This is a genomic window from Actinomadura flavalba DSM 45200, from assembly GCF_000374305.1.
GTDB lineage: Bacteria > Actinomycetota > Actinomycetes > Streptosporangiales > Streptosporangiaceae > Spirillospora > Spirillospora flavalba.
This window is the reverse complement of sequence record NZ_KB894100.1, coordinates 26950-50762: the sequence shown is the minus strand read 5'-3', so window position 1 is coordinate 50762 and position 23813 is coordinate 26950. Positions and strand designations below refer to the sequence as shown.

Below are 23813 nucleotides of genomic sequence, written 5' to 3'. Positions count from 1 at the left end.
CCTGAGCCAGACCTCGCGGCCTCCCCTCCCGCACGGCCCGCCATCGTCCGCCGCCACGGACCGCCCCCCGCTCTTCCAAATGATTATGATTACCGTTATCTTCGAGACTCCTGATCCTTCCCTCCGAGGAGACTCATGCGTGACGTGCCGTCCACGCCCCTGACGGTCGATGACGTGGGCAAGGTGGTGGCCGAGGTGCTGGGGCTGCCGTCCGTGCCCGACGCCGACGCGACGCTCACCGTGCTCGGGCTGGAGTCGTTCACCGCCGTGCGGTTGCGGCGGCGGTTGCTGGAGCTCGGGGTCGACCTGCCGATCTCGGAGTTCCTCGGTGCGGCGACCGTGCGCAGCGTCGTCGAGGCCGGGGTGTCCGGGGCCGGGGCCGGGGGTGACGACGGGTTCGCGTTGACGCCGCTCCAGACCGCCTACTGGATCGGGCGCGACGCGGCGTTCCCGCTCGGTGGCGTCGCGACGTTCTACTACCGGGAGTACGACCGGGTGCCGGAGGGCGAGCCGTCCGGCGACCTCGCCCGTCTGGCCGACGCGTGGAACCGGCTCGTGGCGCATCACGCCATGCTGCGGATGGTCGTCGACGGCGACGGGAGGCAGCACGTCCTGCCGTCGGTGGAGCCCTACGTCATCGACGTGACGGACCTGCGCGAAGCGGGCGACGATGCGGCCGCCGCGCGGCTGGACGAGATGCGCCGCGTCTGCTCGCACCAGGTCCGCGACGCGTCGCGATGGCCGCTGTTCGACATCCGCGCCGCGTTCCTGCCCGACGGGCGCACCCGGCTCTTCCTCGGCATCGACGTGCTCGCGCTGGACCTCGCCGGATGGATGCAGGTCCTCGCGGAGTGGGGCGCGCTCGTCGCCGATCCCGGCACCGCGCTCCCGGCCGCGCCGCTGACGTTCGCCGAGGTGGTGGAGCGCCGCGCCGCCGACCCCGAGGAGGCGAAGCGCCGCGAGCGCGACCGCGCCTACTGGGACCGGATCGGCCCGGACCTGCCCGCCGGACCCGCGCTCCCGTGGGCCGCCGACCTGGCCGGACTGCGCTCCCACCGGTTCACGCGCCGCTCGTCCGAGCTGGACGCCGAGAGCTGGCGCGCGCTGCGGGAACGGGCCGCCGAGCACGGGCTGAGCGCCACCGGCGTGCTGCTGGCGGCGTTCGCCCTGGTCCTGGCGCGGTGGGGCGCGGACGCGCCGTTCGCGCTCAACACGACGCTGTTCGACCGTCCGGACGACCCGGACCTGGCCCACCTGGTCGGTGACTTCACGTCCACGATCCTCGTGGAGATCCCCGACGCCGATCCGGCGGCCGGTTTCGCCGCCTACGCGGCGCGGGTGAACCGGCGGTTCTGGACCGACATGGACCACCGCACCGTGTCCGGCGTCGAGGTGCTGCGCGAGCACGGCGACGGCGGGCTCGTCCCGACGCATCCGGTCGTGTTCACCAGCGGCCTCGGGCTCTCCGAGCCGGGGTCGGCGCCCGCCGCCTGGCTCGGAGAGGAGGTGTTCGGCGTCTCGCAGACACCGCAGGTCGCGCTGGACCACATCGTGCACGACGAGGGCGGGCGGCTGCGCGTCGCCTGGGACACCGCCGACGGCGCCCTGCCCGGCGACTACGTGGACGCGCTGCGCGACGCGCACCTGCGGCTGCTGCGCCGCCTCGCCGCCGACCCGGACGCCTGGACCGATCCGGCGTTCGGGGCCGACCCCGCCTTCCTGCCGGACGAGCCCCTCACCGCCCGCCCGTTCGGCGACGTCGGCCCGCTGATGGACGCGCCGCTGCGCGCCGCCGCCCGCGAGCACCCCGACGCCCCGGCCCTCCTGGACGCCGCCACCGCCCTGACCCACGCCGAACTCGACGAGCGCGCCCGCCGCATCGGGCGGCTGCTGTCCGGGCTCGGCACCGGCCCGGGCGACCTGGTGGCGGTGGCGTTCGAGAAGGGCGTCGAGCAGGTCACCGCGCTGGTGGGCGTGGCCGCGAGCGGCGCCGGATACGTGCCGGTCGAGCCGTCCTGGCCCGCCGAGCGGATCGCGTCGGTGTGCGAGCAGGCGGGCGTCGCGCGGGCGCTCGTCCCGGCGGGCTCGGCCGTTGCCTGGCCGGACGGCGTGACCGTCCACGCCGTGGACCCGTCCGGCGCGCTCGACGGCGCGGACGACGAGCGCGAGCCGCAGAGCGCGGCGCCGGACGACCTCGCCTACGTCATCTTCACGTCCGGCTCGACCGGCCGCCCGAAGGGCGTGGCCATCGAGCACCGCGCCGTCCGGACCACGATCGACGACCTCGTCGACCGCTTCCCGGTCGGCCTGGACGACCGGGTGCTCGGCCTGTCCGCGTTCAGCTTCGACCTGTCCGTGCACGACGTCTTCGGCGTCATGGCCACGGGCGCCGCGCTCGTCCTGCCGGACGCGGACCGGCAGCGCGACCCCGGGCACTGGCTCGACCTGATGGAACGGCACCGTGTCACCGTCTGGAACACCGCGCCCGCGCTGATGGAGATGCTCGTCGAGTACGCCGAGATCGAGCCCGAGCGGGCGCGCGCGGTGCTGGCGCCGCTGCGGGTGGTGTTCCTGTCGGCGGACTGGATTCCGGTGACGCTGCCCGACCGGGTCCGCGCGCTGGCGCCCGAGGCGACGCTCGTCAGCCTGGGCGGCGCGACCGAGGCGTCGATCTGGTCGATCTGCCACCCCATCGGTGACGTGTCGCCGGACTGGGCGAGCATCCCGTACGGGCGGGCGCTGCGCGGGCAGTCGTTCCACATCCTCGACGCGGCCGGGCGGCCCGTCCCGGCGGGCGTGCCCGGTGAGCTGCACATCGGCGGGGCCGGGCTGGCGCGCGGCTACATCGGTGACGAGACGCAGACGCGGGAGCGGTTCGTGCACGACCCGCTGCTGGGCCGCCGCGTCTACCGGACCGGCGACCTGGGCCGGTGGCGGACGGACGGCACCATCGAGTTCCTGGGGCGGCTGGACCGCCAGGTGAAGATCCGTGGGCACCGGATCGAGCTGGGGGAGGTCGAGTCGGCGCTGAACCGGGCGCCGCGCGTGCGGCAGTCGGTGGCGTCGTCGGTGCGGGGGCCGGACGACCGACCGCGCCTGGTGGCGCACCTGGTCGCGTCCGACGCCGGTCGGCCGCCGTCGGACGACGAGCTGATCGGGCACCTGCGCGAGCGCCTGCCGGACTACATGGTGCCGACCCGCCTGGTGTGGCTGCCGGAGTTCCCGGTGACCGACAACGGCAAGATCGACTACAGGGCACTCGGCAACCCGTTCCGACGCGCGAACGACCCGACGACCGCGCAGCCCGCCCCGACAGCGCCCGCGACTCTGACCGAGCCACGGCGCGCGACGGCGGCCACGGACTCGACCGGCCCGTCACGCGCGGCGGCGACCAAGGACCTGACCGACCCGCTCCCCGCGACCTCGGCCGGGAACCTGACCGGCCCGCCTCCCGCAACGGCGGCCACGGACCTGAACGCCGCGCTCCCCGCGACGGCGACCGGGAACCTGACCGACCCGTCGCACCCGGTGGGGACCAGGAACCTGACCGACCCGCTGCGCGCGGCGGCGGCCAACGGCGTATCCGACATGCTGCCCGCGACCTCGGCCGAGGATCTGGCCGACCCGCTGCCCGCAACGGCGGCCACGGACCTGAACGCCGCGCTCCCCGCGACGGCGGCCGGAGACCTGACCGACCCGTCGCACGCGGTGGCGGACGAGGATCTGACCGACCTGTTGCGCGCGGCGGCGGCCGAGGGACTGGACGTCTCGCTGCGGCTGTCGGGCGGCGCGCTGGCGGCGGTCGAGGCGCTGGACGCGGCCGGGACGTGGGCGTCCCGACTCACGAGGTTCGCGGAACGGCAGGGCCTCGCCGTTCAGCCACTGCTCCCGGCCGACGCGCTCGTGGAATTCACCGTGCTCCCCGACCCGAGCCCAGGCGTGACCCCCCACCCACGCCCGCTATCGGCGGCTACGCCCGCGCCGGACACGTTCGGCCCGAGCGCGACGAACGTCCCCGGCTCGGACGCGATACCCGGGCCGGACGCGATGAGCACGCCCGGGTCAGGCGCGATGCCCGCGCCGACACCAGGCACGGTGAACACCACCGGCTCGGACGCGATGAACACGAGCGGATCGCGCGCGATGCCCGGACCGCGCGCGGCGCATCCCGCTGGCCCGGGCGCGATGGACACGGCCGGAGCGGGCCCCACGTCCGCGCCGGGCGCGGTGAACACCACCGGGCCGGACGCGAAGCACCTGACCGGGCTGGGCCCGATATCCGCGCCGGGCGCGATGAACACCACCGGGCCGGGCGCAGTGGACACCGCCAGGCCGGGCGCGGTGGGCACCGCCAGGCCGGGCGCGGTGCACGCCGCCGGGCCGGGCGCGACGGACGCCGCCAGGCCCGGCTCGACGGACGCGGGCGGGGCGGGCTCGACTTCCGCGCCGGGCGCGGTGCACGTCGCCGGGCCGGGCTCGATGGGCACGGCCGGGGCGGGCTCGATGTCCGAGCCGGGTGCAGTGGACGCCGCCGGTACAGGGGCGACGAGCGCGGCCGGGGCGGGCTCGATGTCCGAGCCGGGTGCAGTGGACGCCGCCGGTACAGGGGCGACGAGCGCGGCCGGGGCGGGCTCGATGTTCGCGGCGGGTGTGGTGGGCGGTGTCGGGTCGGTCGGGATGGATTCGGGTGAGGGTGGCGCGCTGGGGGGTGGACTGGCCGGAGTCGGGGCCGGAGTCGGGGCCGGAGTCGGGGCCGGAGTCGGGGCCGGAGTCGGAGTCGGGGCCGGGGTGGGCGGGGGTGGGGTTGATGTGGCGATCGAAAGGTTGGTCGTGCGTACGTTGAGTGAGTTGCTCGGGGGTGCGCCTGTCGATGTCAGCACGCCTTTTCTGCGGCTCGGTGCGACCTCGTTGACTCTGGTGCGGGCTCACGCGCGGATTGTCGCGGCGCTCGGGGTCGAGCTTTCGGTCGTCGAGTTGTTCACGCGGCCCACCGTGCGGCAACTGGCGGAGTTCCTGACCGGGCTCGTCCACGGCGCCGCGCCGCCCGTCGACGCCGCGCCCGAACCCGAACCCGTCGAGGACGGCTCCGCCCGCCGTGCCGACGCGCGGCGTCGTGCGCGCCGGCGTGCCGAGGAGGTCGCCCGATGAGCGGAGCCGACGAGAACGCGGTGGCCGTCGTCGGCCTGGCGTGCCGTTTCCCCGGCGCGCCGGACGCCGAAGCCTTCTGGGACCTGCTGACCGAGGCCCGCAGCGGCCTCACCCGGCTCACCGACGACGACCTGGCCGCGCGCGGCGTCGCGCCGGGCCTGCGCCGCGACCCCGCGTACGTGCCGGTCGCCGGGCTGATCGACGGGCAGGACCTGTTCGACCCCGTCCCGTTCGGCCTGACCGACGCCGAAGCGGCGCTGCTCGACCCGCAGCACCGGCTGTTCCTGGAGTGCGCCTGGCGGGCGCTGGAGCAGGCGGGGCACGGCGGCGGGCGCGGCGCCGGGGCGGTCGGGGTGTTCGCGGGCGCGTCGCAGAGCGCGTACCTGGCCGCGAACCTGGCCGGACGCTGGGACACCACCGGCGGCGGCGCCGACCCGGCGGGCAGCCTCCAGACGGCGATCGCCACGCAGACCGACTACCTGCCGTTGCAGACCGCGTACCGGCTCGACCTCACCGGCCCGGCCGTCGCCGTCAACACGACGTGCTCGACGTCGCTGGTCGCGGTGCACATGGCCGCGCAGTCGCTGCTGTCGGGCGAGTGCGACACCGCGCTCGCGGGCGGCGTCTCGCTGATCGTCCCGCAGGGGCACGGCTACCTGTCCACGCCGGACGGCATCTACTCCGCCGACGGCACGGTCCGGCCGTTCTCCGCGCGCGGCACCGGCATCGTGTACTCGCAGGGCGTCGGCGCGGTCGTGCTGCGCCGCCTGGGCGACGCGCTGGACGACGGCGACCCCGTGCTGGCCGTCGTCCACGGCTCCGCGATCAACAACGACGGTGCCGCCAAGGCGGGCTTCACCGCGCCGTCCCTCCCGGGGCAGGCGCGGGTGATCGCCGAGGCGCACGCGGTCGCGGGCGTCGAGCCCCGGCAGGTCGGCTACGTGGAGGCGCACGGCACGGCCACGCGCATCGGAGACCCGATCGAGGTGGCCGCGCTGCGCCGCGTCTTCGGCGGCACCGGCCCGGCGTGGTGCGGGCTGGGGTCGGTGAAGAGCAACATCGGCCACGCCAACTCCGCCGCCGGGATCGCGTCGTTCATCAAGACGGTGCTGGCGGTGCGGCACGCGACGCTGCCCGCGTCCCTGCACGCCCGCCCGGTGAACGACCTGCTGGGGCTGGACGGGTCGCCGTTCGAGGTCGTGGCGGAGACGCGGCCGTTCGACGGGCCGCCGTTGGCGGGCGTCAGCTCGTTCGGCATCGGCGGCACCAACGCGCACGTCGTCGTCGGGCCCGCGCCGGAGCGAGCGCCGTCGCCACCGGACCGGCGTCCGCACCCGGTCGTGCTGTCCGCGCACAGCGCCGCCGCCCTACGACGCGCCGCCGCCGACCTGGCAGCCTGGCACGACACCGCGCCCCACCAGACGCCGACCGCCGCCACCGCGCCGCCCGGCGCGCAACCCGACCTGGCGCACACGACGCAGGCGGGCCGGACGGAACTACCCCACCCGACCTCGATCGCCGCCGGGGGCGGGCTCGCGGAGACGCAGCGCACCGCCGGCGTCACCGGGCCGCCATCGGTGGCGGCCGAGCCGGCGCGCAGCACGCGGGCGGGCCGTGCCGAACCGGTCCACCCGACGTCGATCGCCGCGATCGAGGGCGGCGGCCTCGCGGAGGCGCAGTGCGCCGTCCCCTTCACCGGGCCGCCGTCGGCGGCGGGGGCGTTGGCTGATTTGGCGTATACCTCGCAGATAGGGCGCGCGGAGTTGCCGTATCGGATGGCGGTCGTGGCCGCTGAGGGCGCCGATCTCGCGGAGGCGCTGCGGACGGGGTCCGTCACCGGCCCGGTGACCGGCCCGCCGCGCGTGGTGTTCGCGTTCCCCGGCGGCGGCAGTGCCCGGCCCGGCATGGGCGCGGGACTCTACGCGGCCGAGCCGGTGTTCGCGGCCGTCGTGGACGAGTGCGCGAAGCTGTTCGACGACCTGCTCGGCCTCGACCTGCGCGACGTCGTTCAGGGCACCGCCGGTCCCGAGCGGGCGCACGGGCCGGTGCACGGGCTGCCCGCGCTGTTCGCGGTGTCGCTCGGCACGGCGCGGCTGCTGGAGTCCTGGGGCGTCGCGCCGTCCACCGTGCTCGGCCACAGCCTCGGTGAGTACACGGCGGCGGTCGTCGCCGGGGTGCTGCCGCTCACCGACGCGGTCCGCCTCATCGCCGCGCGGTCCACCGCGATGCGGGACGCCGCCGGGGACGGCGCGATGCTCGCCGTCGCGCTGCCCGAGGACGACGTCCGCGCCCTCCTGGACCGGCACCCGGACGTGGACCTGGCGGCCGTGAACGCGCCCGCGTCGTGCGTGGTGTCGGGGCCGCGCGCCGCCGTCGCCGCGCTGGACGCCGCCGCCCGCGCGGCCGGTGCCGAGACGACCCGGCTGCGGTTCGACGGCGCCGCGCACTCGCGGCTCATCGACGGCGCGCTGCCCGCGATGCGGGCGGCGGCGCGCGGGCTGGCGACCGGTGCCGCGCCCCGCGTCCCGATGATCAGCACGGTCACGGGGGCGCCGATCGGCGCGGAGGCGGGCACGGGCGAGCACTGGGTGCGGCAACTCCGCGACCCCGTCCTGTTCTCCCCCGCCGTGCGCGCCGCCGTCGGGGACGCGCCCGCCGTGCTCGTCCAGGTCGGGCCGGGCGCCGCGCTCGCGACCCTCGCCCGCGCGCACGGCCTGCCCGCCCTCGCCGGGACCGTGCCCGCGCTGGCGGTGGACGACGGCGACGACCTCACGGCCGTCCGCGCCGCCGCCGGGCGGTTGTGGGCGCACGGCGTCCCGGTCGAGTTCGGCGCGCTGCACGCGCCCGGCCGCCGCCGCATCGCCGCGCCCGGGTACGCGTTCCAGCGCCGCCGGTTCTGGATCGACCCGCCCGGACCGGCCGCCGACACCGGCGGCCCGGTGCCCGACGCCGCCGAGCCGTTGCAGGTGCCCGTCTGGCGGCAGGTGCCGCCGCTGGACGCGCCCGGACGGTTCACCGGCCGCTGGCTCGTCACCGGCGCCGGCGCCGAACCGGTCGCCGCCGCGCTGCGCGCCGCCGGGGCGCGGGCCGAGACGGCCGTCGAGCCCGGTGAGTGGACGGGCGTCGTCGTCCTGATGGGCGAGGACGCGGACGTGACCGAGGACGTCCTCGCCCACGCGCGCCTGGCCGCCGCGCTGACCGTCCCGCCGGACGTCCTGCTCCAGGTGACCCGTTCGGCGCAGCGGGTCGAGAGCGGCGACCGCCCGGACCCGGCCCGCGCCGCCGCGCTCGCGCTGCCGCGCGTCCTGGCCCAGGAGCATCCCGGCCTGCGGTGGCGCACCCTCGACCTGGACGGCCCCGCCGACCCGGCGACCGTCCTGACGGAACTGTCCGACCTGCACCGCGCGGGCTCGGGCCAGGACGTCGCCCTGCGCGGCGGCGTCCGCCGGTTGCGCGGCCTCCGGGCCTGGCAACCCGCACGCGAGGCGCCCGGAGACGGCGCCGCAATGAGGGACGCCGCGACCGCAGAGCACGACGCGGCAACCGAGCACAGCACGACGGCCGGGCGCAGCGCGGCGGCCGGGGGCGGCACGGCAGCGGAGCACGGCGCGGGAACCGAGCACAGCACGCCAGCCGGGGACGGCCCGGCGGCCGGGCACAGCGCGGCAACCGGGCACGGTGCGGCGGTCGGGGACGGCGCGGCAGCGGAGCACGGCTCAGCAGCCGGGCACAACACGACGGCCGGGCACGGCGCGGCAGCGCCGGACCCCGACGCGCTGCGGGCGCTGCGCGTCGCGGACGAGCGGCACCCCGGCGCGGAGCACGGCGCAGCAACCGGGCACAGCATGGTAAGCGGCCACAGCGCAGCGGCCAGGGAAGGCACGGCAACCGGGCACAGCACGCCAGCCGGGCACAACACGACGGCCGGGGAAGGTACGGCGGCCGGGCACAGCACGCCAGCCGGGCACAGCGCGGCGGCCGGGGACGGCACGGCAGCGGAGCACGGCTCAGCAGCCGGGCACGGCGCGGCGGCCGGGGGCGGCGGGGCCGGGGAGATCGCGTTGGTCACCGGTGGGCTCGGGGACGTGGGGCTGACCGTCGTCGCGCATCTCGCGCGGCGGGGGTTGCGGGTCGTGGTCACGTCGCGGGGCGGCGTGCCGCGTGCGGGCGCGCGGGCCGAGGCGTTGCGGCGGCTCGGGGCGGAGGGGCTGGACGTCGAGGTCCGGCGGGTCGACGCCGCCGACGCCGGGGCGACCGGCGCGCTCGTGCGGGAGCTGGACGCCGCCGGGCGGATCGCCGTGGTCGTGCACGCCGCCGGGGTCGTGGCGTCCGCCGACCTGCAACCGCTGCGGCGCGTCACGGCCGAGCACGTCGCCGGGCACGTCGCGTCCAAGATCGGCGGGGCGCTCGCGCTGCGGGACGCGCTGGCCGCGCTGCCGCCCGGACGCGAGCCCGCGACGGTCGTGCTGATGTCGTCGGCGGGCACGCTGCTCGGTGGCATCGGCATGGGCCCGTACTGCGCCGCCAACCGCTACCTGGACGCGCTCGCCGAGGCGTCCACCGGCACGACGCGCTGGGTCAGCGCCGTCTGGGACGCGTGGAAGGTCGGCCCGCTGGGCGGGGAGCGCCAGGTCCGCCTGACGTTCGCGCTCGACGCCGCCACCGGAATGGACGCGCTGGACCGCGTCCTGGCGGCGAACGGCCCCGGCACCCCGCCGGTCGTCGCCGTCTCCACCACCGACCTGCGTGAGCGCGCGGCGGCGTCGGCGTTCACCGAGCCCACCGCGCCGGGCGCCGCCGACGACGCCCTCGACGGCGACCAGCGCGCCGTCGCGCGGCTGTGGAGCGACCTGCTCGGCGTCCCCGTCACCTCGCCCGACGCCGACTTCTTCGCCCTCGGCGGCCACTCCCTGCTCGCCACGCGCATGCTCACCCGGCTCCGAGCCGCCTTCGGCGTCGAGCTGCGGCTCCGGGACCTGCTAGCCGCCCCCACGCTCGCCGGGCTGGCCGCCCTGCTCACCCACGGCACACCGGCGCCGCCGGACGCCCCCGCCCCGACTAACGACACCACCCTGACCGGTGGCGGCACCCCGACCAACAGCGCCACCCCGGCTAACGGCACCGCCCCGGCTGACGTCCCGGCCCCGACCGACAGCGCCACCCCGACCGGTCGCGCCGACCAGGCCGACGTCCCCGCCCCGACCGAAGGCACCGCCCCGACGAGCGACACCACCCCGACCGACGGCACCACGCCGACCGGCGTCCCGGCCCCGACCGGTGGCACCACCCCAGCCGACGGCACCGCCCTGACTGGCGTCCCGGCCCCGACCGACGGCGCCACCCCGGCCGGGGGCGCCGCCGGGGACTCGTTCCCCATGACGCGCGTCCAGCACGCCTACTGGGTCGGGCGCGGGGGCGGCTACGCGCTCGGCGACGTCGCCTGCCACTTCTACCTGGAGTACGACTGCCCCGACCTGGACCTGTACCGGTACGAACGCGCGTGGCGCACGGTCATCGACCGGCACCCCATGCTCCGCACCGTCACCACCGCCGACGGACGCCTGCGCACCCTGGCCGACGTCCCGCCCTACCGCGTCCGCGTCCACGACCTCACCGAGATGCCCGGCGACGCCCGGGAACGCCGCCTCGCCCGGCTCCGCGACCGGATCTCCCGCGACCCGGGACCGTCCGACCGCTGGCCGCTCGTCCAGATCCAGGCCGCCCGGCTGCCCGGCGGGCGGACGCGGCTGTTCCTCGGCGTGGACGTGCTGATCTGCGACGCCGGAAGCTACTGGATCATCGACCGCGAGGTCCGGCGCCTGTACGAGGACCCCGGCGCGGAGCTGCCGGAGATCGGCATCGACTTCGCCGCCTGCGTCCGCGCCATGGAGCCCGACCGCGGCGGCGACGCGTGGCGCTCGGCCGCCGCCTACTGGCGGGACCGGCTCGACACACTCCCCGGCCCGCCCGCCCTACCGGTCACCGGGGCGGCCGTACGCGCCGACGCCGGGGCTCCCGCGACCGAGCCGCACGAGCGGGACCGACTCGACACACTGCCCGGCCCGCCCGCCCTACCGGTCACCGGGGCGGCCGTACGCGCCGACGCCGGGCCTGCCGTGACCGAGCCGCACGAGCGGGACCGGCTCGACACGCTGCCCGGCCCGCCCGCCCTTCCGGGCACCGGCGCGGCCGTGCGTGCCGGTGCCGTGACCGAGCCGCACGAGCCGCCGGTGTTCGTCCGGCGCACCGCGCGGCTGACCGCGCCCGAGTGGGACGCGCTGCGCGCGGAGACCGCCCGGCGCGGCGCGACCCCCACCGCCGTCCTGCTGACCGCCTACGCCGAAGCGCTCGCCGGGTGGTCCGAAAGCCCGCACTTCACGCTCACCCTCACGCTGTTCGACCGTCCTCCCGTGCACCCCGACGTGGACGCCGTCGTCGGCGACTTCACCTCCCTCCTGCTGCACGAGGCGGACCGGCGGACGCCGGGCACGTTCGCCGACCACGTCCGGGCCACGCACACCCGCCTCTTCGACGACCTGGACCACCGCGCGTACTCGGCCCTCGACCTGCTCGCCGAACGCGCGACCCGGACCGGGCGGGTGGACGGCGTCCCGGTCGTGTTCACCAGCGCGCTCGGCCTGGAGGACCTGGTCGGCGGCGACCCCGACCTCCAGTGGATCGGGGAGCAGACGCACGCGCTGAGCCAGACGCCGCAGGTGTGGCTCGACCACCAGGTCCTCGTCCAGCGCGGGGAACTGCTCGTGCAGTGGGACGCCGTGGACGGCGTGCTCCCCGCCGCCGAGGTCGACCGGGTGTTCGCCGGGTACGCCGAGCGCCTGCGAACGCTCGCCACCACCCCCACCACCTGGGACGCGCAGCCCCCCGGAGACGATGCCCTCGCCCCCCAACACAACAACACCGACGACCACACGCCCCCGCCCAACGACGACGCACTCATCCCCACCGACGACCACACGCCCCACCTCTCCAGCCCGCCCAGCGACGACGACACCCTCGCCCTCCGACACGACAGCACCGACAACGGCACGCCCCACCACGCACACCCGCCCAACGACGCCCTCATCCCCCCGCACAACAACACCGACGACCACACGCCCCACCTCCCCAGTCCACCCGGCGACGACGACACCCTCGCCCTCCGACACGACAGCACCAACAACCACAAGCCCCACCCCCCACACCCGCCCAGCGACGACGACGTCCTCGTCCCCCTGCGCGACGGCACCGGTGACCGCACGCTCTACCTGCTGCACCCGTCCGGCGGCGACGTGATGTGCTACGCCGACCTGGCGTCCGCGCTCGACGCGTCCGTGTCCGTCGTCGCCGTCACCGATCCCGGCCTGCTCGGCGCCGCCGCGCCGGAGGGCCTGCCGGAGCTGGCGGCCCGGTACGCGGCGGCGCTGACGCGGCGCTCCCCCGGCCCGTACGCGCTCGGCGGCTGGTCGATGGGCGGCAGCCTGGGCCAGGAGGTCGCCCGGCGGCTCGTCGCCGACGGGCACCGCGTCGACCTGCTGGTGATGCTCGACGCCAACGACCCGACGTACATCACGCCCGTCGACGGCGACGGGGAGACGACCGTCCGGCTGCTCGCCGCCTACGAGGCGTTCGGCGGCGTCGACCTCGGCGTCGGCACCGAGGCCGGTCGCGCCGCGCTCCGCGCGCTGGACCGGGACGCCCGCGAGGCGGAGGTCGCGCGGCGGCTCAGAGCACGGCGGCTGCTCGGCCGCCGCGACGACGTCCGCGAACGCGTCGCCGTCTTCGCCCGGCACCTGCGCGGCCTGGCCGCGCACACCCCGGCGCGGATCGACGATCCGCGCGTGCGGACGCTGCTGGTCCGCGCGGACCGTCCCGCGTCCCGCAACTCCGGCATCGGCATGGGCGTGGACGACACCCCGCCCGGCCTGCCCGACCTCGGCTGGTCCCGCCACCTGGCCGGGCCGCTGGACGTCCACGGCGTCGACGCCGACCACTACGGCCTGCTGCGCCCGCCCGCGCTGGCGCGGCTCGCCGCCCTCATCGACCGCGCGCCGGGCCTCGCCTGACCCGCGGCACCCCCATCCCTTCCGGCACCGAGAGAAAACCGATCATGAAACTCCTTCACGCCCCCTCCGGCGTGCTCGCGCTCGGCCTGGCCGTGTCGCTGTCCGCCTGCGGCGGCGACGAGCCCGCCGCCTCCGGCGCCGCCCTGCGCTACGTCACCGTGGGCGCGCCCGCCACCGCGACGCACGATCCGCACGGCGGCATCATCAACCAGTCCGACCTGGTCCGGTTCGGCCTGCTCTACGACGTCCTCACCAAGCCCCGGCCCGACGGCACCACGGAGATGCGGCTCGCCACCTCGTTCACGCCGGACGCGAAGCTCACCACCTGGACCGTCAGGCTGCGCACGGACGCGACGTTCTCCGACGGACGCCCCGTCCGCGCCGCCGACGCGCTGTTCTCGCTGCGCCGCGTCCACGCCAAGGCCGCCGAGAACTTCGGCCGACTGCTGATGTTCGACGTCGCCCGGTCGCGCGCGGTGGACGACCACACCCTCGAACTGCGCACCACCGCGCCCTACGCCGAGGTGCCGCGCGCGCTGGAGTCGATCAGCTTCGTGGTGCCGGACGGCACGCGCACGTTCGACCGGCCCGCCCCCGGGTCGGGGCCGTACGCGATGACCGGCGGCGACCTCCAGAACACCGTCCTGGAACGCAAGGACGCGTGGTGGGGCGAGCGTCCGCCGACGCGCCGCATCGAGGTGCGCGCCGTCATCGACCCGGGGGCCCGCGCTCAGGCGGTGCTGTCCCGGCAGGCGGACGTGGCGATCGGCGTCAACCCCGCGACGGCCCGGCAGGTCAAGGGGAACGAGGACGTCACGATCGTGCACCGCCCGGCGATGACGATGTACCCGTTCGTCATGCGGCTGGACCGCGAGCCGTTCGACGACCCCCGGGTGCGCGAGGCGATCAAACTGGCCACCGACCGGCGGGAACTGCTGGACAAGGTCTTCCTCGGCTACGGGAGGCTCGGCAACGACCTGCTCACCCCGGCGGACCCGAGCAGCCCCGGCGACGTCCCGCAGCGCACCCGGGACCTCGCCCAGGCCAGGGACCTGCTCCGCCAGGCCGGGCACGGCGACGGGCTGACCCTCACGCTGTCCACCACGACGTCCTACCCGGGCATGGACACCGCCGCGACCCTGTTCGGCCGCCAGCTCGGCGAAGCGGGCATCACGGTCAAGGTCGTGAACGAGCCGCCGGACACCTACTGGACCGAGGTGTTCGCCAAGAAGGACTTCTACACCGGGTTCTTCGGCGGCATCCCGTTCCTGGACGTCGCCCGGGTGTCGCTGCTCGGCTCAGCGCCGACGAACGAGACCGCGTGGAAGCGTCCCGCGTGGGACGAGGGCTTCGCCGCCGCGCTGGCCACCGCCGATCCCGCGAAGCGGCGGGCCGCGCTCGGCGCGCTCCAGCGCGAGATCCACGACGAGGGCGGCTACGTCGTCTGGGCGGCCGGCGACGGACTGGACCTGACGTCGGCCAAGGTCGCGGACCTGCCCACCGGGGCCGGGTTCGGCAGCAACTTCATCGAGAGGACGCGGCTCCTCCCGTGACCGTTCCGCGCATCCTGGCGCGCCTGTCGGCGGTGGCGGCGCTCGCGTCGGTCGTGGTGTTCGGCGCGACCGCGCTGCTGCCGTCCGACGCGGTCGACGCCCGCACCGGCGGGCGCGCCACCGCCGCCGAGCAGGACCGGCTCCGCGCCGAACTGGGCCTGGACCGTCCCGTCTGGCGCCGCTACGCCGACTGGGTGACCGGGCTGGCGCGCGGCGACGCGGGACGGTCGCTGCTCACCGGCCGTCCGGTCGGCGACGTGGTGGCCGAGCGGCTGCCCGCGACGCTGACGCTGGCCGGAGCCGCGATGGCGCTGACGGTGCCGCTCACGGTGGCGCTGGCGTGGCTGCTCGGCGCGACGGCCGGACGGCGGTCGCGCGCCGCCCGGCCGGTCGGCGGGCTCGTCACCGTCGCGGCGGCGCTGCCGCAGGTGGTGCTGGCCGCGCTGCTCGTCACCGTGTTCGCGGGCCTGCTGCGGGCGCTGCCGCCGGTGTCGCTGCTCCCGGCGGGCGGGTCGCCGCTGGACGATCCGGCGCTGCTCGTGCTGCCGGCGCTGACGCTGGCGATCCCGTCCGCCGCCTACGGCGCGACGATGCTCGGCGGCGCGGTCGCGGACACGCTGCGCCGTCCGCACGTCGCCGCCGCCGTGGCGCGCGGCGTGCCCGCGCGGCAGGTCGCGGCGCGGCACGTCCTGCCGTTCCTGCTGGCGCCCGCGCTGCGGATCTTCGCGCTGCTGGCGGGCGGGACGCTCGCCGCGACGGCCGTGGTGGAGACGTTCTTCGGCTACGCGGGGCTGGGCGAACTGCTGGCCGGGGCGGTGGCGTCCCGCGACGTCCCGGTCGTGCAGGCGATCGCGCTGGCGGCGACCGGCGTCGTTCTGGCCGGGTTCCTGGCGGCCGACCTGGCGGCGGCCCTGACCGACGAGGAGCGCCCGTGCTGAGACGGCCCGCGCTCGCCGTCCCGGCCAGACGGCTCGGCGGCTCCTTCCGCGGGCGGCCGGGGTTCCTCGTGGCTCTCGCCGTGCTCGGGGTGGCGCTGTTCGGCGGATGGTTCGCGCCGCACGATCCGGGCGTCTCGCTCGGCATCCCCTGGGAGCCGCCCGGCGGCGCGGCGGTGCTCGGCACCGACGACGCCGGACGCGACGTCCTGTCCCGGGTGCTCGCGGGCGGCCGCGACCTGACGCTGCTCGCCCTGGTCGCGGCGCTGGCCGCCGCCGTGCTGGGCACGGTTGGCGGGCTCGTCGCGGGCTGGGCGGGCGGGCGGACCGACCGGGTCCTCACCGGTGCCGCCGACGTCCTGCTCGCCACGCCGTTCCTGCTGCTGGCGCTGGTGCTCGCGGTGTCCCTCCCGGCGGACGCGGCGGTGGTCGCCGCGACGGCCTGCGGGGGCGCGCCGCTCGGCCTGCGGCTGACGCGGGACCTGACGCGTCGGGCGCGCGGCACCGGGTACGTCGAGGCGGCGCGCGGGCGCGGCGAGACCACGGCGTCGCTCCTGGTCCGCGAGGTGCTGCCGTCGCTGGCGGGCGCGGCGGCGGCCGACCTGGTGGCGCGCTTCGTCATGGCGCTCCAACTCACGGCGGCCTTCGCCGTCTTCGGCCTCGGCCCCGACACCCACTCCCCCGACTGGGGCGTGATGCTCCACCAGAACCTGCCGGGCACCCCACTGAACCCGGCGGCAATGGCCGCCCCCGCAACCGCCCTCGCAACCCTCGCAGCAACGGCAGCCCTACTAGCCCACACCCTCCCCAACACAAACCGACCCCGCCCACCCGACAACGACCCACGCCACCACGCCCCGCCGCTCACAGCCGCCCTCCCCCACACGCGACCAGGCGCCGCACCCGGCGACCGCACGCACGAGCAGCGCACCGCCTCCCTCGGCACGAGACCGGACCACGCCCACCGCGCGCCCGGCGACCGCCCACCCCGCCGCGCCGCGCTGCTCGCGGCCGTCCTCCCGCACACGCGACCGGGCGCTGCGGGACCCACGCCCCGCGACCGCGCGGCCGTCTTCCCCCGCACGCGACCCGGCGCCGCCGGGGCCGCACCCGACGACCGCACGCGCAGGCGGCGCGCCGGCCTCCTCGGCACGAGACCGGAGCGCACCCGCCGCGCCGCGCTGCTCGCGGCCGTCCTCCCCCGCACGCGACCAGGCACCGCTGGGGCCGCACCCGGCGACCGTGCGCGTCAGCGGCGCGGCGCGCTGCTCGCGGCCGTCCTTCGCCGCACGCGGCCGGGCACCGCCGGGGCCGCGTCCGGCGACCGTACGCGCAGGCGACGCGCCGACCTCCTCGGCACGAGACCGGGGCGCACCCGCCGCGCCGCGCTGCTCGCGGCCGTTCTTCGCGGTGCGCGAGTGGGGTCGCTTGGGCGGGTGCGGTGTGAGTCGGGGCTCGGGGGTGGGCTTGTCGTGAACGGGTTGACGGTGTGGGACGGGGGTGGGCGGGTGCTCGTCGCCGGGGTCGATCTGTGTGCCGCGCCCGGGGAGGTCGTCGCGGTCGTCGGGGCGTCCGGGGGTGGGAAGACGACCGTGTTGCGCACCGTTCTCGGGCTGCTGCCGCCGAACCTCGCCGTGGACGGGACGGTGTGCTGGCACGGTGCGCCGGTTCCGGGCGGACGGGCGGGGCGGCGCTGGCGGCGGGCGCACGTCGCGCTCGTCGAGCAGGACCCCGTCGCCACCCTCGACCCGCTGCACACCGCCGAGCGGGCCGTGCTCGACGGCCGCCGCGTCCCGGTGGAGCGGGCGCGGTCGGCGCTGGCGGCGCTCGGCCTGCCCGCCGACGCGGGGACGCGCCGGACGGGCCGCCTGTCCGGCGGCCAGGCGCAGCGCGTCGCCGTCGCCCGCGCCCTGCTGGACGACCCCGACCTGCTCGTCCTGGACGAGCCGACCACCGGCCTGGACGCGGGCGCGCTGGAACACGTCGAGGCGGCGGTCCGGTCCCGGCGCGGAGGAACCGGCGTCACACTGCTCGTCTCGCACGACCGCGCGTTCGTGGAGCGCGTCGCCGACCGCGTCGTGGACGTCGGCCCCGAGCCCGTCCCCCGGCCCGCGCCCCGCGCCGCCACGCCGACCGGCGCACCGGTCCTAGAGGTCACCGGCCTCACCCTCGCGCGCGGCACCGCCACGCTGCTGGACGACGCCTCGTTCACCATCGCGCGCGGCGAACTCGTCGCCCTCACCGGCATGTCCGGCAGCGGAAAGACCACCCTCCTCCGCGCCCTGGCGGGCCTGGACCCTCCGGCCACCGGCCGCGCCCACCTGAACGGCCGCCCCCTCCCCTGGGCACTACGCGACCGCGCCCGCGCCGACCTGCACGCCGTCCAACTCGTCGCCCAGGACCCGGCGGGCGCGCTGAACCCCGCCCACCGCATCCGAACCACCCTCACCCGCGCCCTGCACGCCGCCCGCGTCGCAGACGCACCCAAGCGACGGCCGCCGGGCCGCGACCCGGCGGGCGCCTTGAAACCCATCCGCCGCATCCCGACCACCCTCGCCCGCGCCTTGCGTGCCAGCCGCGCAGCAAGCACCCGTGAGTCCGAACGTCAGCGCGCAGGCCACCGCGTCCGGGCCGTGCTCCGCCCCCTGGGCGCGGTGGGCGGGCGGGGGCGTGTTGCGCGCGTGGACGCCGACGTGGCCGGGCTTCTGCGGCGGGTGGGGCTCGATTCGGGGGTGGCGGGGCGGTGGCCCGGGGAGCTGTCGGGTGGGCAGCGGCAGCGGGTCGCCGTGGCGCGTGCGCTGGCGGCCGGGCCCGTGCTGCTGCTCGCCGACGAGATCACCTCCGCGCTGGACGCCGCGTCCGCCGCGTCCGTCCTGGACCTGCTCGCGGAGCTGCGCGCCGCCGGGCTCGCGGTGCTGCTCGTCACCCACGACCCGGCCGTCGCCGCCACCGCCGACCGGGTCCTGCACCTGCACGACCAGGCCCTCGTCCCCCAGGCCCCGCCTCGAACGGAGAAGTCCCATGTCCGTCCCCGTTGACCCCGCCGTCCTGCGCGCGCACCCCTGCATCGACGACGCCCGCCTCGACCCCGACGGACGCACGCTCCGGATCTCCCCCGCCCCCGCCGCGACGGCCGTGGTCCCGGAACCGGGCGCGCTGGTGCGGGAGTTCCTGGAGAGCTGGAGCGAGGTCTACGACTGGACCTACGGCAAGGCCGAGCACCGCCACGCCGCCGACCTCGACCTGTCCGGGTGGCGCGCGTCCGACACCGGGCGGCCCCTTCCCGCCGAGCACATGCGGGAGTGGGCCGACCACACCGTCGCACTCATCCTCGCGGCCGAGCCGTCCTACGTCCTCGAACCCGGCTGCGGGACGGGCCTGCTCGCGCACCGGCTGCGCGGCCGCGTGTCCGGCTATGTCGGCACCGACGTGGCCGAGACGGCGGTCCGGCGGCTCGCGGACGGCGCGGCGCCCGGCACCGCGTTCGTCCGCGCCGCCGCCGACGCGCTGGCGTCCGGGCCCGTCCGGGCGGCCATGACCGAGGCCGGGTTCCCGGACGGGCGGCCCGACTGCGTCGTCCTCAACTCGATCACGCAGTGCTTCCCCGGCGTCGCCTACCTCGACGCGGTGCTGCGGGCCGCGATCGGGCTCGTCTCCCCCGGCGGCACCGTGCTGGTCGGGGACGTCCGCGACGCCCGGCTGCTGCCCGCCTTCGCACGCTGGATCGAGCGCTCGGCCGCCCCCGGGCCCGGGATCGACGCCCGCGCGGCCGAACGCGCCGCCCGCGACGCCGAGTTCCTGTTCGACCCCCCGCTGCTGGCCCGCCGCGCCGCCGCGATCGGCGCGTCCCTCGGCCGCGACGTCCGGATGAGCGTCCACCCCAAGACGATGCGCGCCGACACCGAACTCACCCGCTACCGCTTCGACGCCGTCCTGTACGTGGACACCCCCGAACCACCCACCCCCGAAAACATCGCCTGGACCGACCTACCCACCGACCAGGCCGCCGTCCCGGCCACCAGCCCGCCCGCCGACCGGCCCGACGACGCGCCCGACGACCAGGCCGCCGCCCGGACCACCCACCTGCCCCACGACCCGCCCGCCACCCGGGCCACCGACCAGCCCACCAGCCCGTCCACCGGCCCGCCCGACGACCGGGCCGTCGGCCTCGCCGTCGACCGGGGCGCCGTGTTGGCGTCGTTGCTCGGCAGCGGCCCGGTGCGCGTGTGCGGTATCCCGCTCGCGCCGCTGTCGGATGTCCCCGGTGCCGTCACGGCCGCGCGCCTGCGGGCGATCGCCCCGGATGCCGCCGTCGTCGCTGATCCGCGCGATCCGGCGCGCGCCGAAGTCGTGCGGCCCGCCGGGGCCGCCGCCGTGCCCGTGGCGCGGATCGCCGGCGCGCCCGGGACCGTCCACGATCCGTTCGCCGCCTTCGTGGAACGTCGCCTCACCGAGATCGCCCGGCTGACGTTGCGGCGTGCCGGGCACCCCGGCGACGTCGCCGTCACCGTGGAACCGGGCCTCCCGCAGCGCGCGGCCCGCGCCTACGAGGCGGCGGCGACTCCCGACCCCGCGCCGCTGCTGACGTTCCTGCGCCGCCTGGACGAGACCGCGCTGGACGCGATGTGCGCGGCGCTGCGCACGGCCGAGATCGCCCGCCGCGACCGGGGCTTCGACGCCGCCGCGCTCGCGGACGCGCTCGGCGTCGCGGACCGGCACCGCTGGCTCCTGCGCCGCTGGCTCGACGCGCTGGTCCGGCACGACCGGCTGCTGCGCCTGGACGGCGACCGCTACACGGGCCTGCGCCAGGGCGCCCGCAGGCGGCTCGGGGCCGCCCGCGCGGGCCTGGCCGACGAGGGCGAGGCGGTCGGCTACCCCGCCGCGACCACCGACTTCCTGCTGAACGCGATGGCGCGGCTGCCGGAGATCCTGCGCGACGAGCTGCCGGTGCAGAGCCTGCTGTTCGACGACACCGCCACCGCCGACGGCGCCTACCGGGAGAACCCGGTCAACCGGCCGCTGAACGCCGGGGTCGCGGAAGTGCTGCGCTGGGCCGAGGCCGGTGCCCCGCCGCGCGTCCTGGAGCTCGGCGCGGGCGTCGGCGGGACGACGGCCGCCGCGCTGGACGCGCTCCGGGGCCCGGTGAACTACCTGTTCACCGACGTCTCCCGCTACTTCCTGTCCCTCGGCCGCGCCCGGTTCGGTGACCGGCCCGGCACGCGGTTCGCGCCGTACGACGTCAACGACCCGGCCGAGCAGGGCGTGCCGCCCGGTTCGATGGACGTCGTGCTGTCGGCGAACGTCCTGCACAACGCCCGGCACACCGGCGACATGCTGGCCCGGCTGGCGCGGCTGCTCGCGCCGGGCGGGCTGCTGGTGTTCGTGGAGACCGGGCGCGAACTGCCGTCGATCCTGGCGTCGATGCAGTTCCTCATGTCCGGCCCGCCCGGCGAACTCCGGCTGGACCCGCGCGACCCGCGCGCGGCGCGCGACCGCGTCTTCCTCACTCCGGACGAGTGGAACGACGGGCTGCGCGCGGCGGGCCTGGAACCGTGGTTCACGCTGCCCGACGCGCACCACCCGCTCGCCGCGGCGGGCCTGCACCTGTTCGTCGCGCGCCGCCCGCGATGACGTCGCGCGGACGGGACCGGTCCGGGGGCCGGGTGCTCGGAAGACCCCCGGACCGGCGTTCAGGGGGCGGCGGCCAGGTCCGCCCGGAACAGGTCGCCCTCCATCCACAGGGCGGCGCGGACGCCGTCGGCGGCGCCGAGCGACACGAGCGTCGCCGCGTCCGGCACGGCGGGCAGCTTGGCGGTGTCGCCCGCGGCGGCCACACCGGGCACGGTGGTCTCCTGGAGTTCGTTGACGCGGACGGTGCCGTCGTCGAGGATCTCGCAGCCGAGCTGCGCGGCGAGGCCGGAGTGCTGCCGCGTCGGCGCGCGGTGGTAGATCGCCTCGCGGTCGAGCGTGCCGCCGTCCGCGAATTCGAGGCGCAGCGCGCCCGCCTCGCCGGTGACGGCGGTGATCGGCGCGGAGCGCACCTCGACGCCGCGCGCGGTGAGCTTGGCCGCGATCTCCGCCGGGATCTCCCGGGGGCCGTGGGTGCACAGGACGACGTCGTCGCTGAACCGGTCAGCGACGTAGAGGGCGAGCATCGCCTCCTGCGGCACGGTCGTGACGACGGCGAGCGTCTGGCCCGAGGTCTCCCAGCCGTGGCAGAACGGGCAGTGGAAGACGCTGCGGCCGAACCGCTCGGCCAGGCCGGGGACGTCGGCGTACGGCTCGTCGACCTGCCCGGTCGCCAGCACGAGGCGCCGGGCCTTCTCCACGGCGCCGTCGGCCAGCTCGACGGTGAAGTCCTCGCTGGCCCCGCGCGCGGCGACGACCACGCCGGGGCGGATCTCCACGGACGGGTACGCGGCGATCTCGTCGCGGCCGAGGGCGAGGAGCCGGGCGGGCGGGAAGCCGTCCCGGCTGAGGTACATGTGCATCGCGTCGGCGGGCTCGTTGCGGACGCTGCCGCCGTCCACGAGCAGCACGCGGCGGCGCTGCCGCCCGAAGACCAGCGCGGCGCTGAGCCCGGCCGGGCCGCCGCCGATGACGATCACGTCGTACATGTCGACCTCCTCATAGGAATGATTATCATGCCGGAAAACGGATGGCTATGGCGTCCGGACCCGAATCCCGCCGCCGCGCTGCGGCTCGTCTGCCTCCCGCACGGCGGCGGCGGGGCGTCGTTCTTCGCGTCGTGGGCGGCGCTGCTCCCGCCGTCCGTCGAGCTGGTCGCCGTGCGGTACCCGGGCCGGGAGGAGCGCGCCGGGGAGCCGCCGCCCGCGAGCATGGACGCGCTCGCGGACGCCGTGGCCGCCGCTCTCGCGCCGCTCACCGCCCGCCCGTACGCGCTGTTCGGGCACAGCATGGGCGCGACCGTCGCCTACGAGGCCGCCCAGCGTCTTGCCGCGCCGCCCGTCCACCTGATCGCCTCCGCGCGGGAGGCCCCGCACGACGAGCGCGGCGGCGACGTGCACCGCCGCGACGACGCCGGGCTGCACGCCGAGCTGACCCGCCTCGGCGGGACCGACCCGGAGGTCCTGCGCGACCCGGACCTGCGCGCGCTGATCCTCCGGTACGTGCGGGCCGACTACCGCGTCATCGAGACCTACCGGCCCGGCCCGCACCCGCCGCTGCGCTGCCCCGTCACGACCTTCATCGGTGATCGCGACCCCGACCTCACCCCGGCCGAGACGCTGCGCTGGCGGCACGCGACCACCGGCCGCGTGGAGGCGCGGGTGTTCCCCGGCGACCACTTCTACCTCGTGCCGCAGCGGGCCGCGGTCCTCGCCGCCCTGCGCCGGATTCTCACCGCCGCCACACGTGCAGACCGGGCGGGGCGGACGGGACGGCGGTGAGCCCGGCGGCGGTCAGCTCCCGCGCGAGCACGGCGTCGGAGACGACGTGGCAGTCGAACGTCGCCGTCTCCGCGCGGATCAGCCGGTCGCCCTCGAACGTCCGGTAGGTGTTGGTCCAGCGGACCCGGCCGGCGTCCAGGACGTCGGCGCGGGACAAGGTCTCGTAGCGGTGGCGACCGAGGGCGCGGCCCGGCAGGACGACGGGCGCGACGGGCTCGGCCGTCTGCGGGTGCTGCGCCTCGACGACCAGCAGGCCGCCGGGGCGCAGCGCGTCCGCCCACCGGCGCCACAGGCGGGCGCGCTCGTCCGGGCCGAAGTGCATGACGAGGTTGAGCAGCAGCACCGCGTCCAGATCGGTGCCGGGGTCGGCGGTCAGGGCGTCCTCGGGCAGGACGGTCACGGCGCGCTCGGCGGCGGGGTCGGCCGCGAGGCGGGTGACGAGCGCGGCCCGCATGACGCGGGCCGGTTCGATCGCGCGGATCTCGGCGTCCGGGCCGAGGGCGCGCAGCAGCGCGGCGGTGAAGTGACCGGTCCCGGCACCGATCTCCGCGACCCGGCGGGCGCCTTTGAGCAACCCGGTCACGGCGTCCGCCACGGAGTCCCAGTGCTCGCGGGGGATGATGAGGTCGTAGTAGGGGGCGTTGACGGCGTAGCCCTCGCCCCGCTCGGCCCGCGTGCTCTCGTCGGTCATGGTCGTGCCCTTCT

The 23813-nt window shown here is 77.1% G+C and carries 9 protein-coding genes; 7 read left to right on the top strand and 2 right to left on the bottom strand.

Annotated features, from left to right (window positions below):
- Positions 1-135 precede the first annotated feature (135 nt).
- The 6 genes from C229_RS35875 to C229_RS33160 are packed head-to-tail and all read left to right on the top strand — an operon-like array spanning position 136 to position 21330.
- Positions 136-5148, top strand: a complete 5013-nt coding sequence (locus tag C229_RS35875) for a non-ribosomal peptide synthetase (RefSeq protein WP_051109077.1) — start codon at positions 136-138, stop codon at positions 5146-5148.
- Entirely contained in the window at positions 5145-13211 is an 8067-nt protein-coding gene (locus tag C229_RS34740; protein WP_018657633.1) for a type I polyketide synthase, read from the top strand. Before C229_RS35875 ends, C229_RS34740 begins: the two co-directional genes overlap by 4 nt.
- A 44-nt stretch (positions 13212-13255) precedes the next feature.
- Entirely contained in the window at positions 13256-14764 is a 1509-nt protein-coding gene (locus C229_RS0123840) for an ABC transporter substrate-binding protein (protein WP_026314109.1), read from the top strand.
- Positions 14761-15702 (top strand): ABC transporter permease, encoded by a 942-nt coding sequence (locus C229_RS0123835; protein WP_018657631.1) that lies wholly within the window; start codon positions 14761-14763, stop codon positions 15700-15702. The genes C229_RS0123840 and C229_RS0123835 overlap by 4 nt, the downstream gene beginning before the upstream one ends.
- Positions 15696-18737 carry an ATP-binding cassette domain-containing protein gene (locus C229_RS33165; protein ID WP_018657630.1) on the top strand — a complete coding sequence of 1014 codons (3042 nt, stop codon included), beginning with the start codon at positions 15696-15698 and terminating at the stop codon, positions 18735-18737. Before C229_RS0123835 ends, C229_RS33165 begins: the two co-directional genes overlap by 7 nt.
- Positions 18721-21330: a methyltransferase gene (locus tag C229_RS33160; protein ID WP_018657629.1), complete on the top strand. Its 2610-nt coding sequence runs from the start codon at positions 18721-18723 to the stop codon at positions 21328-21330. The genes C229_RS33165 and C229_RS33160 overlap by 17 nt, the downstream gene beginning before the upstream one ends.
- A gap of 59 nt (positions 21331-21389) precedes the next feature.
- On the opposite strand, the gene C229_RS0123815 is transcribed toward C229_RS33160, so the two are convergent.
- The gene (locus C229_RS0123815; RefSeq protein WP_018657628.1) at positions 21390-22316 is read right to left on the bottom strand and encodes an NAD(P)/FAD-dependent oxidoreductase; all 927 of its coding nucleotides are present in this window, start codon (positions 22314-22316) and stop codon (positions 21390-21392) included.
- 27 nt (positions 22317-22343) lie between these two features.
- On the opposite strand from C229_RS0123815, the gene C229_RS0123810 reads away from it, so the two are divergent.
- Complete coding sequence (locus C229_RS0123810) at positions 22344-23108, top strand: thioesterase II family protein (protein ID WP_018657627.1); 765 nt, start codon at positions 22344-22346, stop codon at positions 23106-23108.
- On the opposite strand, the gene C229_RS33155 is transcribed toward C229_RS0123810, so the two are convergent.
- A complete protein-coding gene (locus C229_RS33155; RefSeq protein WP_018657626.1) occupies positions 23059-23799 on the bottom strand; it encodes a class I SAM-dependent methyltransferase in 741 nt (246 codons plus the stop codon). The two genes, C229_RS0123810 and C229_RS33155, sit on opposite strands and share 50 nt — an antisense overlap.
- Between the last annotated feature and the right edge of the window lie 14 nt (positions 23800-23813).

Excerpts from the sequence above, each read along its gene's own strand:
- C229_RS35875 (WP_051109077.1), top strand. The coding sequence starts at position 136 with ATGCGTGACGTGCCGTCCACGCCCCTGACGGTCGATGACGTGGGCAAG.
- C229_RS34740 (WP_018657633.1), top strand. The coding sequence starts at position 5,145 with ATGAGCGGAGCCGACGAGAACGCGGTGGCCGTCGTCGGCCTGGCGTGC.
- C229_RS0123840 (WP_026314109.1), top strand. The coding sequence starts at position 13,256 with ATGAAACTCCTTCACGCCCCCTCCGGCGTGCTCGCGCTCGGCCTGGCC.
- C229_RS33160 (WP_018657629.1), top strand. The coding sequence starts at position 18,721 with ATGTCCGTCCCCGTTGACCCCGCCGTCCTGCGCGCGCACCCCTGCATC.
- C229_RS0123815 (WP_018657628.1), bottom strand. The coding sequence starts at position 22,316 with ATGTACGACGTGATCGTCATCGGCGGCGGCCCGGCCGGGCTCAGCGCC.
- C229_RS0123810 (WP_018657627.1), top strand. The coding sequence starts at position 22,344 with ATGCCGGAAAACGGATGGCTATGGCGTCCGGACCCGAATCCCGCCGCC.
- C229_RS33155 (WP_018657626.1), bottom strand. The coding sequence starts at position 23,799 with ATGACCGACGAGAGCACGCGGGCCGAGCGGGGCGAGGGCTACGCCGTC.